The sequence below is a fragment of the Psychrobacter nivimaris genome, assembly GCF_009812035.1.
In the GTDB taxonomy this organism is placed as follows: domain Bacteria; phylum Pseudomonadota; class Gammaproteobacteria; order Pseudomonadales; family Moraxellaceae; genus Psychrobacter; species Psychrobacter nivimaris.
Map to the genome: position 1 here is coordinate 68,298 of NZ_VZIZ01000019.1, position 13,481 is coordinate 81,778.

At 41.4% G+C, this 13,481-nt stretch carries 13 protein-coding genes; 5 read left to right on the plus strand and 8 right to left on the minus strand.

The window, feature by feature from the left end; all coding sequences use genetic code 11:
- Positions 1–175 precede the first annotated feature (175 nt).
- Together recA and FQV37_RS08440 are read left to right on the plus strand one after the other, a co-directional pair.
- The gene (recA, locus tag FQV37_RS08435) at positions 176–1,228 is read left to right on the plus strand and encodes a recombinase RecA (RefSeq protein WP_101205782.1); all 1,053 of its coding nucleotides are present in this window, start codon (positions 176–178) and stop codon (positions 1,226–1,228) included.
- A gap of 40 nt (positions 1,229–1,268) precedes the next feature.
- Entirely contained in the window at positions 1,269–2,360 is a 1,092-nt protein-coding gene (locus FQV37_RS08440) for a regulatory protein RecX (RefSeq protein ID WP_160022307.1), read from the plus strand.
- A gap of 186 nt (positions 2,361–2,546) precedes the next feature.
- Here FQV37_RS08440 and FQV37_RS08445 read toward each other — a convergent pair whose 3' ends face one another.
- The 6 genes from FQV37_RS08445 to FQV37_RS08470 all read right to left on the minus strand — a co-directional run bounded on the left by FQV37_RS08445 (position 2,547) and on the right by FQV37_RS08470 (position 8,694).
- The gene (locus tag FQV37_RS08445) at positions 2,547–3,260 is read right to left on the minus strand and encodes a YidB family protein (RefSeq protein WP_160022309.1); all 714 of its coding nucleotides are present in this window, start codon (positions 3,258–3,260) and stop codon (positions 2,547–2,549) included.
- A 241-nt stretch (positions 3,261–3,501) separates the two neighbouring features.
- Positions 3,502–3,960 carry a hypothetical protein gene (locus tag FQV37_RS08450; RefSeq protein WP_160022311.1) on the minus strand — a complete coding sequence of 153 codons (459 nt, stop codon included), beginning with the start codon at positions 3,958–3,960 and terminating at the stop codon, positions 3,502–3,504.
- A 52-nt stretch (positions 3,961–4,012) separates the two neighbouring features.
- The gene (locus FQV37_RS08455; protein ID WP_160022313.1) at positions 4,013–4,294 is read right to left on the minus strand and encodes an FAD assembly factor SdhE; all 282 of its coding nucleotides are present in this window, start codon (positions 4,292–4,294) and stop codon (positions 4,013–4,015) included.
- Positions 4,295–4,414: 120 nt separating this feature from the next.
- Positions 4,415–5,308 carry a dihydropteroate synthase gene (gene folP, locus FQV37_RS08460; RefSeq protein WP_160022315.1) on the minus strand — a complete coding sequence of 298 codons (894 nt, stop codon included), beginning with the start codon at positions 5,306–5,308 and terminating at the stop codon, positions 4,415–4,417.
- Positions 5,309–5,764: 456 nt separating this feature from the next.
- Complete coding sequence (gene ftsH, locus FQV37_RS08465; RefSeq protein WP_160022317.1) at positions 5,765–7,660, minus strand: ATP-dependent zinc metalloprotease FtsH; 1,896 nt, start codon at positions 7,658–7,660, stop codon at positions 5,765–5,767.
- 401 nt (positions 7,661–8,061) lie between these two features.
- On the minus strand, positions 8,062–8,694 hold the full coding sequence (locus tag FQV37_RS08470) for an RlmE family RNA methyltransferase (protein ID WP_160022319.1): 633 nt from the start codon (positions 8,692–8,694) through the stop codon (positions 8,062–8,064).
- A gap of 334 nt (positions 8,695–9,028) precedes the next feature.
- Between FQV37_RS08470 and FQV37_RS08475 the strand changes: the two genes are divergently transcribed.
- Positions 9,029–9,340: a YhbY family RNA-binding protein gene (locus FQV37_RS08475; RefSeq protein ID WP_160022321.1), complete on the plus strand. Its 312-nt coding sequence runs from the start codon at positions 9,029–9,031 to the stop codon at positions 9,338–9,340.
- A gap of 219 nt (positions 9,341–9,559) precedes the next feature.
- On the plus strand, positions 9,560–10,333 hold the full coding sequence (locus FQV37_RS08480; protein WP_160022323.1) for a DOMON domain-containing protein: 774 nt from the start codon (positions 9,560–9,562) through the stop codon (positions 10,331–10,333).
- 155 nt (positions 10,334–10,488) lie between these two features.
- On the opposite strand, the gene FQV37_RS08485 is transcribed toward FQV37_RS08480, so the two are convergent.
- Positions 10,489–11,217, minus strand: coding sequence for a CHAP domain-containing protein (locus FQV37_RS08485; RefSeq protein WP_160022325.1), 729 nt, complete (start codon positions 11,215–11,217; stop codon positions 10,489–10,491).
- Between the two features lie 249 nt (positions 11,218–11,466).
- On the opposite strand from FQV37_RS08485, the gene FQV37_RS08490 reads away from it, so the two are divergent.
- Entirely contained in the window at positions 11,467–11,982 is a 516-nt protein-coding gene (locus tag FQV37_RS08490; RefSeq protein WP_160022327.1) for a hypothetical protein, read from the plus strand.
- A gap of 298 nt (positions 11,983–12,280) precedes the next feature.
- Here the strand turns inward: FQV37_RS08490 and lpxC are convergent, their stop codons facing one another.
- Positions 12,281–13,198 carry a UDP-3-O-acyl-N-acetylglucosamine deacetylase gene (gene lpxC / locus FQV37_RS08495; protein WP_167514310.1) on the minus strand — a complete coding sequence of 306 codons (918 nt, stop codon included), beginning with the start codon at positions 13,196–13,198 and terminating at the stop codon, positions 12,281–12,283.
- Positions 13,199–13,481: the final 283 nt, after the last annotated feature.

The following is a 13,481-nucleotide window of genomic DNA, read 5'->3' on the forward strand; positions in this document are numbered from 1 at the left end:
ACGATACATTCGATACTACTACCTATACCAGTCACGTGACAACCTATTTTTTGATAAAACAGCCAGACAATAATTGCCGACTTCATAACAGTCAGTATGCGTTTGCCAAAGGTTTTAACAGTACCAATATTTTATTTATAGCATCAACTTAACTACCGAAAACAAGGAATCCAATATGGACGACAATAAAGCCAAAGCCCTCAAAGCGGCATTAGGTCAAATCGAAAAGCAATTTGGTAAAAATACCATCATGCATCTAGGCGATGACTCAGCCATTATGGATGTCGATGTGGTCTCTACAGGCTCTCTAGGATTAGACATTGCGCTTGGCATTGGTGGTCTACCAAAAGGCCGTATCGTTGAAATTTACGGCCCAGAAAGCTCAGGTAAGACGACGATGACCCTGCAAGCTATTGCAGAGTGTCAAAAGCAAGGCGGTACCTGTGCCTTTATCGATGCTGAGCATGCGCTTGACCCTGTTTATGCACGCAAGCTTGGGGTAAACACTGATGACTTATTGCTCTCGCAGCCTGACAATGGCGAGCAAGCACTTGAAATTACCGATATGTTGGTACGCTCAGGCGCAATCGACATGATCGTGATTGACTCAGTAGCCGCCTTGACGCCACGTGCTGAGATTGAAGGCGAAATGGGCGACTCACACATGGGTCTACAAGCGCGTCTTATGAGCCAAGCCCTACGTAAAATCACTGGTAACGCCAAACGCTCTAACTGTATGGTGGTGTTTATTAACCAGATTCGTATGAAAATCGGTGTTATGTTCGGTAGCCCTGAGACTACGACTGGTGGTAATGCGCTGAAATTCTACGCCTCTGTACGTATGGATATTCGCCGTATTGGTGCGGTCAAAAACGGTGATGAAATCATCGGTAACCAGACCCGTGTCAAAGTCATCAAAAATAAAATGGCACCACCTTTCCGCCAAGCTGAGTTCGAAATTACTTACGGTGAAGGTACGAACCATTTAGCCGAAGTCATCGACTTAGGTGTAGAGATTGGAGCGGTTGGTAAAGCAGGATCGTGGTACAGCTATGGCGACGAAAAAATCGGTCAAGGTAAAGCCAACTCTGTGCTTTTCTTAAAAGAGAACCCTGCCATTGCCCAAGAAATCGAAGATAAGATCCGTGACGAAAAGCTTGGTACGAAGAAAAATAGCAAAGCCGACGAAACTGAAGAAGCAGAACAGGCTTCTGAACCTGTACAATAATGGTTTAACGATTAACCGTTGTCAGTCACTATGATTCATTATGAAAATTAAAACCTTAGCTGAAATCCTAGGTGAGTCGGGCGCCGACTCACCTAGTTCTGTTGATAGTAAACCAAAAAAACCGTCCAAAGATTCTTATACGAAAGAGCCTAAAAAACGAGAGAAATCCAGTAAACGGACTATCCGTTCAAGTGAAGATGATTCAGTCACGAACGACTCTACTATTGATACAGCGTTTTTCGAAGACTCCTCTCCTAACTCAAAGAAAACTTCTAAATCTAAAAAACGTAAAAAGCGTTTTCATCCAGCGGCTAATTTTACCGCTGAGCCTAGTGATACCCCTATATATCAACCACCTGAAGCGCAAACCATCAAAGAGATGCTGGCAGAAGTCAAACTCGACATTCATAATGACGAAATTGACAATAGCTTAGCAACAGATAAGGGTCGTAGCACTGAGCCGCCATCCAAAAACTCAGAAAATGAAGCTGAGCTTTTTGCTATTGATGATAACGAAACAGACAGTCAAAACGATAATATACCAGCTGCGCTCAAAGCCTACTTACGAACCCCTGAACAAAAACAAGCAGAAATCGATGCGATTAAAGCAGAAAGTCGATTGCGTTGGCTCGCATTTTATTATTTATCACGCCGCGAATACGGTAAAGCTGAGCTAAAGCTAAAGCTGATCGACAAAGAGCAAGACCCAGAGAAAATTGATGCCCTGCTCGATGAGTTTGAAGAAAAAGGTTATCAAAGTGACTACCGCACTACCCTAATGCTGATACGTGAGAATATCCGTAAAGGCCGCGGACGTGGTCGGATCAAACAAGAGTTCTATCGTAAGAAGATTGCTATGCCAGGTAACATCGATGAGCTAATCGATATGGCAAATACTGAGTCTGATGAATTTAGTGAGTTTGTAGATGATGATGCAGACAACCTAGTTGATGGTGTAGATTGGCTAAAACTGGCGGTGATAGCTCGTACCAAAAAATACGGTAATGAGATACCAATTGAGCAAAAGGAAAAAGCTAAGCAGCTACGTTTTTTACAGTATAGAGGGTTTAATACCGATATCTGCTTTGCCGCACTTAACCATACTACAGAGACCCTAGACGAACGATTTTAAGGGCTTACTATCGCTATCACTGCCAAGCGGTATTTATCGACAGTCATACTCTTGTGATATACACAAAAAAGAGCACGTTATATAACGTGCCCTTTAATCAATACTATTAATTATTTTAATCTACACGACTTTCAAGTATTCAATTAGAAATTTTCGAATTCTAAGCTACCAAACTCCTTGAACAAACTACTTAAAACTGCCAAGACGACTAGATAGCTGGCTAATGATTTGATCTATCTCTTCATTGGCCTCAGACTCATTATCCAGATTACCATTAGGCGTTAGCTGATTCATTACCTCAGGCAACAGCTCAGCAAGTCCCTGTCTTACCTCAGTTTCATTAGCACCAGTATGAGCGGCTACTTGCTGAATTTCATTTTCGTCAAACAAACGGTTGATTTCATTTGGGTCTAAATTATCATTTGCTTCGTTATTACTCATCCAAGAACGTGCTTGACCTTCATAACCCATACCAGTGATTTTCGACAATGCACCGCTCAAGCCGCCATTACGTTTGATCCAGCTAAGTACCATAGGCATCAATGCAGCGACGAGCATACCTTTACCACCGAACCCACTATTAGTACGCTGACCCCCTAATACACTACCTAAAATATCACCGAGTCCGCCAGCACCTGAACTCATACCGCCGCGCTGACTACCGCTCGTGAGACCACCAATGATGTCATCTAAGCCAAAACCATTATCTGCTTGACGGCTATTTTGTTGAGGGCTATAACCACCTGCCTGACTACCACCGCCTAATACACTACCTAAAATATCACCTAGTCCGCCAGTCTGCCGCGTTTCAGTACGTTGGTTAACTGGATTGCGCTGAGCGTCGTCTGGATTCATTGCACTACGTGCCACTTGGCTCACTAAATTCCCTAATAAGCTCATTATCTACTCCTCTTTTTATCGTATTGTTTAATACAAAAATACTGCTAAAAATTGTGAAACATCATATCTGTCTACATGTTCTTTAATAACAGGACAGCAGAATTACGAGTTTTATTTTCTATTTTTAATATAACAGATTTTAATATAACAAACCTCTTTGTCCTTTGAGATAGCTATTTTGTTATGACGTGTAGGGATTTTTCATCGTAAAAGGAAAAACCTAAGCTCCATAAATACTCAGTTAACTAATATCACCCTTACTGATATTGGCTAAAATATTTAATTGTCGCCATTGCTCGTGATTTACTTGATCGCGAAATATAGTCGTCGAAAACGTTCTTTGATAAGGCTCAACGATATTGAATTCGACACTCATTGCCCACTGATAGCAATTGATATCGACTAACTCTGCTTGCCATAACTCATCGCCGCGACCCGTTCGTATCAGTAACTGCCACTCTTTATCGACACGCTGACTGAGCGATGGCTGACTAATATGTAATAGTATCGGTCTCGATATAATCAGATAACTTGCGACCGCTGCCGAGACTATTAAGATTAGTAAATACTGCCACAAAGTCAAAGATGCAAACCATGCCAATATCATCATAACGCCAGTCAAGCCTACATATAGCAGCGCGCGTAAATAACTGGCAGGCTTGATAGCTGTATCAATACGTAGCGAGGTTACTAGCGTCATATAAGCGTACCATGGGAAACGTTAGATATTGTGCTGAGCCGTTCCTTAAGACCTAAACCAAGTCTTTGGTGTGGCGCCATGTTTTTATCTTATTGACCAATACCCAGATGTCGTCCTCTTCTGGACGATTTTGATTGGTAAAATAGTCTAGCAAGTCTGGGTCTTCATGAGTGAGCATTTCTGCAAATGTTGCTTGCTCAGTAGCATCTGCTGTCAGGTACAGCTCCTTGACGTAAGGATCAATATAAAAATCCAATTCTTTTAATCCGCGGCGAGCTTGATAGATAATACGGCGCTGTTCATTGGTTGGTTCTGGCTGAGTTGTACTTGTCATAGATTTACTCTTATTAATTGAGATAGTTTTATTGGTTTAGATAGTTTAAAAATAGACGCTAAGCATAGCGTATAGAATATTTATAGTCTTAAAATCTCACTATGCATATATAAAGTGACATTAACAACGATATGCTGACAGTTGACTCCATAAGGCCACTGCTTGCTGCATCATCGCCACATTATGCGTACGAATGATACTTGCTCCTTGTTGCACGGCTAACAGTCCAGCAGCGGTTCCTGCCGAATCACGCTCTACCGCTTGCGTCATACTTACGGATTGCACCCCACTTTTGGTCAATACTTCTGCCAAGAAACGCTTGCGAGAAATGCCAAACATCATTGGCAACCCTAATGTCTGCAAGCTACTCAGCTGACTTAATAGCGCGCAATGATGTTCATAGTTTTTGGCAAAACCAAAACCTGGGTCGATAATAATACTGCTTCGTTTGACGCCGATGCTAACTACTTCGTTAATACAGTCAATCAGCTCTGTACTCACCTCATCGATCACATTGTCATACTGTGCCAGATTATTCATTGTCGTTGGCTCACCGCGCATATGCATTAGCATAACAGGTATATCAAGCTTAGCCGCTAGCTCTGCCGCACCAGTACGTTTCAGTGCTCGTACATCGTTCCAAATGTCAGCACCTTCATTAAATGCTGCCTGCATGACTTCAGGGCTGCTAGTATCAATCGATAACCAAATAGCATCACCACAATGCTGACGAATGGCTCTAACCACTGGTACAACTCGTTGTATCTCATCATCAGTCGCCACAGTTTGCGCATTTGGACGAGTAGATTCACCACCGATATCAATAATAGTGGCACCTTCCTTTATCATCTGCTGACAGTGCGCAACGGCTTTATCTATTGCGTTAAACTGCCCACCATCTGAAAACGAATCTGGCGTTACATTCAAGATGCCCATGACATGCGGCTGTGACAAATCTAAGGTTTTATCACAGCTAGATACTTGGTAGTTGGATAAAGGTTGAAATAATGACATGAATAATCCATCGCAAGTAAAATTTATAATGCAGCTTTAGGGCGTGTTGAACATTCGACCATGGCACTGACAGAGACTATTTTTTAGACAGTTCGACGTTACAAATAGTAAGTTTAGTCATTCTAAGCGTGTATTTTTAACAATGAAATGGCAAAAAAGAGTCCTATTTTCTTCTGTTAATATTAGAGCTGAGCCTAAAACTGCTCTCAGATCTATACAAGCAGTACGTTGCAAACCTAGTTAAGGCTGGAGCATCACCGTCACTTTATACCTTGTCTGGAACAGTTTTAGCGATTATCAGTGCCTATTTGTGAATGTTCAACATGCTCTATTTATTATTATCTACGCTTATGATACCAGTAAATCTTATAGGGTTCTAAACCCTTCATAAAATGATGACAATAAAAAAGCCCTTTATCATAAAGGGCTTTTTATAAAACATGAATACGCTAGCACTTACATCGCTGGTAGTGGTGGCGGTGTAGCACCTGTTGTTTTAACGTCGCTTTTTGACAAGTTTACTTCGTTATGCTGATAAACTCTCGGTGGACGTGGTTCTTCACCTGCTAGAATATCTTGCAGTTGATCACGATCAATGGTTTCCCAGTTCATAAGCGCATCAACCATCGCATGCATTTTGTCTTGGTTGGCTTCAATCAATTCACGAGCAATATCATACTGCTCTTCTAGCATACGACGCACTTCTTCATCGACCTTCTGCTGCGTGGCTTCAGAGATAGTACGTCCACCACCGCCGAAATATCCTTGCGAGTTGTCGTCATCTTCGTACACCATGATACCAAGTGCATCAGACATACCGTACTTCGTGACCATTGCACGTGCCATTTTAGTAGCACGTTCAAAGTCGTTTGAAGCACCCGTTGACATTTGATTGATAAACACCTCTTCAGCGATACGACCACCGAACAAAATAGCAATGTCGCTCAGCATTTTCGACTTATACATACTGGTTTGATCGTGTTCTGGCAGCTGCCAAGTCACACCAAGGGCAAAACCACGAGGCATAATAGTAACCTTATGCACCGGATCTGTACCTGGCAATAGCTCAGCTACTAGCGCATGACCCGCTTCATGATACGCAGTGGCACGGCGTTCTTCTTCGCGTATGACCATGGATTTGCGTTCAGGACCCATATATAGCTTGTCTTTTGCATCTTCAAAATCATTCATATCGACGCTGGTCTTGTTACGGCGTGCTGCAAATAGTGCCGCTTCGTTTACAAGGTTAGCAAGCTGTGCACCACTAAATCCAGGCGTACCACGAGCAAGAGAACTGGCATCTACACTGATTGTATTCGGCAGCTTCTTCAAATGAACTTTTAGGATTTGTTCACGGCCTTTGATATCCGGCAAGCCTACTTGTACCTGACGGTCAAAACGACCTGGACGCAGTAATGCTTTATCGAGCACATCAGCACGGTTGGTTGCGGCAATAACAATAACGCCTTCATTACCTTCAAAACCATCCATTTCAACCAATAACTGGTTCAATGTCTGCTCGCGCTCATCGTTACCGCCGCCCATACCGGAACCACGATGACGACCGACCGCATCAATCTCATCAATAAAGATGATACAAGGAGCACTTTTCTTCGCTTGTTCGAACATATCACGGACACGTGATGCACCAACACCGACAAACATCTCAACAAAATCAGAACCTGAAATTGAGAAGAACGGCACTTTAGCTTCGCCAGCAATAGCTCTCGCTAGCAAGGTTTTACCCGTACCTGGAGGACCTACCATCAAGATACCACGAGGAATCGTTGCACCCAGTTTGGTAAATTTGTCTGGATCACGTAAGAACTCAACCACTTCAACGACTTCTTCTTTGGCTTCTTCACAACCAGCCACATCTTCGAAGTTAACGTTGATTTGATCTTCAGTTAGCATTTTTGCTTTCGATTTACCAAAGCTCATTGGGCCGCCGCCTTTACCGCCCGCGCCGCCCTGCATGTTACGCATAAAGAATAAGAACAGACCAATAATCAATAGAATTGGGAAGCTGGCTATCAGTAATTGCATTAATACGCTTTGGCGCTTCGGTGCAGTTCCTTGAACTTCGACTTGGTTCTCACGTAGCATTGGCATGAGCTGGTCATCTGACACAGCTGGTCTAATGGTCTCAAAAGATGAGCCATTTTTCTTTTCGCCGGTGATCTGTTCGCCGTCGATCTCGACACTGGCTACTTGGTTCTCTGACACTGCGGTCACAAACTCAGAGTAGTTAAGGTTATCCGGCTCAGAGGATTGATCAAAGCCGCTAAACACCAGCACCAAAACGCCGATTACCACCAGCCACAATAAGGTATTTTTTACCATGTCGCTCACTAGTTATTCCCATCCCTTACTTATTGGTGTGTTTATTAAACACGTGACGTCTATAAACGTATTGCTCATTTTTAACGAATATCCTGATAATAAAAAGCTGCTAAATTAAACTTATATGATTTATAGGTAGCATAAAAATTGTTTTTATAAATAATCAGTATGAGATAAACATAGATATACGATCATTGAGCTTGTAAAACGCTTATTATCAGACGACTTTGCCTAAAACGTATGCTAAAAACAAAGGTAATATACCATGATATGTGGTGCTAACCCGCATAATTCAAGCAGGTTTCACGATTATTCATTTAACAATTGACGCAGATTTTATATCGCGATAATAACACTTTATGGTGGTTTACCCTTACGCTTACAAGAGCAGCAACCTATTGATGTTAAAACTATTTAATCGCTATCCAAAACATCTCTTTTGAGCGTGGTCGTGACGCACCTGGCTTTATACTACGAATCTTACTAAAATCCTGCTGCATCTGCTTGCGTAATTCTTGTGTACCCTCACCTTGAAACACTTTCATAATAAGTGCGCCACCTTCTGGTAAGGTTGCGAGCGCGAAGTCTACTGCCAGCTCACATAAGTACATCATACGTGGCTGATCGATAGCACTATTCCCAGCCGTGTTGGGTGCCATGTCAGACAATACGACATCGACTTGTCTATCACCCACTTCTGCCATAATAGCGTCAAACACTTCGGCTTCACGAAAATCACCCTGAATAAAGGTCACATCAGGCAAAGTATCCATCGCCAAAATATCAGAGGCAATCAAGATACCATCATCACCTACCAATCGACCAGCCACTTGTGACCAGCTACCAGGCGCACTGCCCAAATCTACGACCGTCATGTCTTTTTTGATCAGGTTGGTTTTTTCATTAATCTCTAATAATTTATAAGCGGCACGGGCACGGTAGCCATCTTTTTGAGCTTTTTGTACATAATGATCATCAATATGCTCTTTCATCCAAGCACTGCTGCTCTTTGATAGTTTTTTGTTTTCGATACGCGTGGCCAAAATACCTGCTCCTATTGCTTTACTAAATCTAGCTGCTTTAATTGCTCTATCACTTACAAACTGATATTAATCCGTTGCGGATTATTCTAAATACGGTGTTAATCAGATTTTTTATTCATGGTTGGTTGCAAACTGACCAAATTCTATTGGTTAAATAACTGTTTTATAAGGCAGTAGCGTTTATAATGTACCAAACATTCAGTTTAACATTTTCGTCACGTAAAATCGTGCAAAATCCTGCTGATCTCATGCAAGATGGTCACAGATTATCTATAATGATCAATAACTGTTTTTGACAGTACCATTTTTATTTTTACCAACACCTAGGAATTCTATGCAACTCGATAACGCTACCATCAAACGTCTAAAAGGCATCGGTCACGAGCTAAAGCCTATCGTTATGATCGGCAACAAGGGTATTACCCCAACCATTACCGAAGAGATTGATCGCGCGCTAACAGATCATGAACTTATCAAAGTGAAATTGCCTGCTGGCACGAAAGAAGAGCGTGACATCGTTGGCGCTGAACTTGCTAAAGCGGCTAATGCGTCTTTGGTTCACTCTATTGGTCGTATGGCATTATTACTACGCAAAAACCCAGATGCCAACCCAAAACTGTCTAACCTAGCACGTCACGCGCAGTAATATGTCATGATAGACTGGCATTAAGTGACTGGGTTTTATATTCACTTATATCATAGCCAAACGATAATGAAATACAAAGGCCGCGACGCTTATTGCTCGCGGCTTTTATGTTTTCCGATAGTCTCGGTTATATTTACCATATAGTATTAGTGCCCTTAATCAGTATACTTTCTCTTGTCACTATCACCTCTTTATTATTACCGTCGAGATGTACCCATAATGAAACAAGCTTTTAACCTCCGTCTAGCCACCGAGACGATAGCAAAAGACGCTCAGCAATTAGGCGTGTCTATAGAAGCGCTTGAGAATATCTCTATCAAAGTAAGTGCAGAGATCATCCAGCAACCAGCTTTGCAACTAGTGCTGACCTATGAAGTGACTCTGCCTAGCCAAATTCTAGCCAATCAACTCAATTGGCGAACATGGCAACAAATTCAAGTAAATTTCACTGATTACCTATGGGAAGAAACGTGCCTTGAATGTTTTATTGCTGGTAGTGAGGTCGATGGTAGTAAGATTAATAATGAAGATATCGTGGCATCTGACCAGACAGAACCGCACAAGATACCACTTCAGCAAACAACCGCTTATATAGAGATTAATGCTAGCCCTGACGGCCGCTATGCACTCTATCAATTTGAGAGCTATCGTAACCCTGTGACACTACCGCCAGTACCGTTGTACGAGACCGACGGAACCACACGCGCATCTGTTGGTTGGAACAACCATAAGGATTTGACAGCCTTATCAGTAGCAAGCCTACTATCTAGCACTTCAACGGTAGTGCAGACACCTGCTCATTATGAGCGCAGCTTTAGCCTACCTATAACGCAGCTACCGAATCAACAATACGCTATTGCAAACATGAATATTGAACAAATACATCCTTGTGTCATCTTATGGTTTGGCAAAACTGACTTATATTTTGCCTCGGGCCATGCATCCCCGCCTGATTTTCACAATCGCGACTATTGGCCAAAGTTTGAGCTTTGATTTGGTTGTATGAGCTGTACTCATTTAAATACAGCTATTCTTAGATATAATTATTTAAAGTACAAAAAAAACCCAGTAATGTCATAAAGAGCATTACTGAGTTTGGAGAAAACCTTAGTTTTATTTAACTGATGCTTACTTCATTTAACCGATGTTTATTTGTCAGCCATCGCAAGGTAGATACCACGATCTGATGCATCATCAACATACTGCGAATCACGCCATGTCGTATAGCTGTATGTACCGCTATAAGGGCTAATGCTGTTTTGACGGAAATCAGATACCCAGTCATTGCCATCAAAAATCTGGATATGGCCATGTGGACGGCTTGACGTGCGGTTATAGACAACGACATCACCAACTTGTGGTGCCATGTCGTTACTGATCTTGGTAAAGCCGGCTTGGGCTAGCGTGCCACGAGAGGCGTACTGATAGGCTGAAGGGTTAGGCGTAAATTCGTAACCTGCTGACTGTAGTGCTTTACGTACATAGCGAGCACAGTAGCCAGAGCTTCTAGATAGAGCGACGCGAGAGGCATTTGCTGCTGCAATAGCAGGAGCAGAGTTGCGGTCAGGTACGCGGCTTGCTTGCTGCTGACGCTGCTCGTAAGACAAACGACTGGTCAGTGAAGCGAGCTGATATTCTTTTTGCTTAGCATGAGCACTTAGATTGTCAATTGCTTGACTGATCTCATCGTTGCTATATACATGTGCACCACTGTTAGTGCTATAGATGTTGCGACTAGAACCATAGTTCGCAGAAGTAGAAATATTTGTGATGGTATGACTCAAGGTATTATTTGGTTGAAAGGTTGTTTCGGCAGCACCACTCGTCTGTGCGATACCCATTCCCAATACTGACAAAATTAATAAAGCTTGTTTCATAAATTTACTACCTATTGTTAATACAAGTCTGCTCGTCATCCGTAACGAAGCATCAATTAATTTAGAGGATATAATCATCAAATAGACGTGATAAAATCCCTATTACAACGGTTCATTCTTTTCAAATAGTGACTAGTGCCAGTAGTACTTCCCACCTAGTCAACTATCTTATAAGCCATCTGCTATATATTGCTTTTAGCATGTCTATTATGAGTATCGAGTTTGTCACCTATTAGATGAGTACTTACGATGTCAAAAAAACAACCTAATCGGCTTGCCCAGCTTATAGATCATCAAGCATTTGCTGGTAGCGCGCTACCTCAAACCCTTGCTAACAACATGCGACTATATATAGAAGCAACCAACGAGATAAAAGAGCTATTGGTAGACTGTCTACCTGAAGAAATACTCAATACCTGTTGGGTTGTAGGCTTATCACCTGAGCAGTTGATATTAAGTGTTAGCTCAATGACAGCAGCAAATCATATTCGCTATTTACATAGCTCGTATTTGCAAATACTAACAGAGCAGTCAATTACATTTAAACAACTCAAGCAAATTCGCGTCGTTGTGGCTAAAAGCTCTGCCGATAATTATTCATCTAAACAATCATCAGCATCATCACTGCACTTGCCAAATTCTCGTAAAGCCAATGAAAATCAGGCGCTTAGCCAGAACACAAAACGGACTATATCACAGGCCGCAGAGCATGTCACCACTGATGAAAATCTCAAAAAAGCCCTTTTGCGTTTGATTAATCATTAAAAATACCGACCTTTAAATGTAAAGTTATGTAAATAAGAGCAGGTGTTAGCATTGATAAAGATGGATTTTTGTAATATATCAGGTAAAAAAAATCCTTCATTAGTTACATCCAGATTATGGATATAGCTAACGAAGGACTTAAAAACCATCTACAGCTTTTGTATTATGTGCCTTAACGGAAAATTCATATATTTATATAGACTATATATTCAAAATAAAGCATATTATATAAATGTAATTATGAGCCGCCTATGTAATATTGCGTAAATGTTTCGATACTTCCTGTATATTCCTGTATTTATCCTTCAATAACCAAATCACTAAGTGGCAAATACTCGATAGGACAGGTTACATTGTCATCAAAAGTTACAATTTCAAAGTTATCTTCGTCAGACAGTATTTCACGTACCAATAAATTATTTAGAGCATGACCAGACTTATAGGCATTAAAGCGACCTAAAATTGGGTAGCCAATCAGATGCAAATCTCCCAAAGCATCTAAAATTTTATGACGGACAAACTCATCATTAAAACGTAGGCCTTCGGCATTAAGTATGTTGGCATCATCAATAACGATGGCGTTTTCCATACTGCCGCCAAGTGCTAAGTTATTTTGACGTAGCGCTTCTATATCACGTAAAAACCCAAAGGTACGCGCAGTACTTAATTGTTCGATGAAATTCTGTGTAGAGAACTGCAACTGTGCATGCTGAAAGTTCTTATCAAATGCAGGATGATCAAAATCAATTTCGAAATTTAATTCATACCCTTCATAAGGACGTAGCTCTGCCCACTTATCTTCTAGCTTTACTCGTACTGGACGTATAATTTTAATAAACTTTTTAGCCGCTTCTTGCTCACAAAATCCTGCATCTAGTAAGAGCGCAACGAAAGGCGCAGCGCTACCATCCATAATTGGTATCTCTGAAGCAGAGACCCGAACTAAAAGGTTGTCTACTCCTAGACCAGCGATGGCACTAAGCAGATGCTCAACCGTGCCCACTCGAGTACCACCAAATACTAAGTTTGATGACATCATGGTGTCTTGCACCAAAAAAGCACTTGCTGGAATAGGCTCGCTGCCTACAATATCAGAGCGCTCGAAAACAATACCAGTATCAACCGGCTGTGGATGAAACTCCAAGTCAACAGGCTGACCACTATGGAGACCAGTACCTGTAACGGCTATCGCTGTCTTTATGGTTCTTTGGTTCATGGCTGTCTTCTCACATATTTTGTTACAATTGACATAGTGTACCATTACCGACCCCTTATTCGCTATATATAAAAAGCGCTAATTTTCTTATCTCCTTGATTGATAACACTTATCGTCAATATTATATTACTGATTTTTACTCTATATGACCTATCTAATGCTATAAAACAATGAGAATCATATAAACTTTGGAAAACTATAAATACTTAAATCACATTGAAGATTGTCATAAGTTTTCTTATAGGACACTGTTCATTTTTCCTTAAACACAAAAAAACCAGCA

Excerpts from the sequence above, each read along its gene's own strand:
- FQV37_RS08485 (WP_160022325.1), bottom strand. The coding sequence starts at position 11,217 with ATGAAACAAGCTTTATTAATTTTGTCAGTATTGGGAATGGGTATCGCA.
- FQV37_RS08455 (WP_160022313.1), bottom strand. The coding sequence starts at position 4,294 with ATGACAAGTACAACTCAGCCAGAACCAACCAATGAACAGCGCCGTATT.
- FQV37_RS08490 (WP_160022327.1), top strand. The coding sequence starts at position 11,467 with ATGTCAAAAAAACAACCTAATCGGCTTGCCCAGCTTATAGATCATCAA.
- folP (WP_160022315.1), bottom strand. The coding sequence starts at position 5,308 with ATGTCATTATTTCAACCTTTATCCAACTACCAAGTATCTAGCTGTGAT.
- FQV37_RS08475 (WP_160022321.1), top strand. The coding sequence starts at position 9,029 with ATGCAACTCGATAACGCTACCATCAAACGTCTAAAAGGCATCGGTCAC.
- FQV37_RS08440 (WP_160022307.1), top strand. The coding sequence starts at position 1,269 with ATGAAAATTAAAACCTTAGCTGAAATCCTAGGTGAGTCGGGCGCCGAC.
- lpxC (WP_167514310.1), bottom strand. The coding sequence starts at position 13,198 with ATGAACCAAAGAACCATAAAGACAGCGATAGCCGTTACAGGTACTGGT.
- FQV37_RS08445 (WP_160022309.1), bottom strand. The coding sequence starts at position 3,260 with ATGAGCTTATTAGGGAATTTAGTGAGCCAAGTGGCACGTAGTGCAATG.
- recA (WP_101205782.1), top strand. The coding sequence starts at position 176 with ATGGACGACAATAAAGCCAAAGCCCTCAAAGCGGCATTAGGTCAAATC.
- FQV37_RS08450 (WP_160022311.1), bottom strand. The coding sequence starts at position 3,960 with ATGACGCTAGTAACCTCGCTACGTATTGATACAGCTATCAAGCCTGCC.
- FQV37_RS08480 (WP_160022323.1), top strand. The coding sequence starts at position 9,560 with ATGAAACAAGCTTTTAACCTCCGTCTAGCCACCGAGACGATAGCAAAA.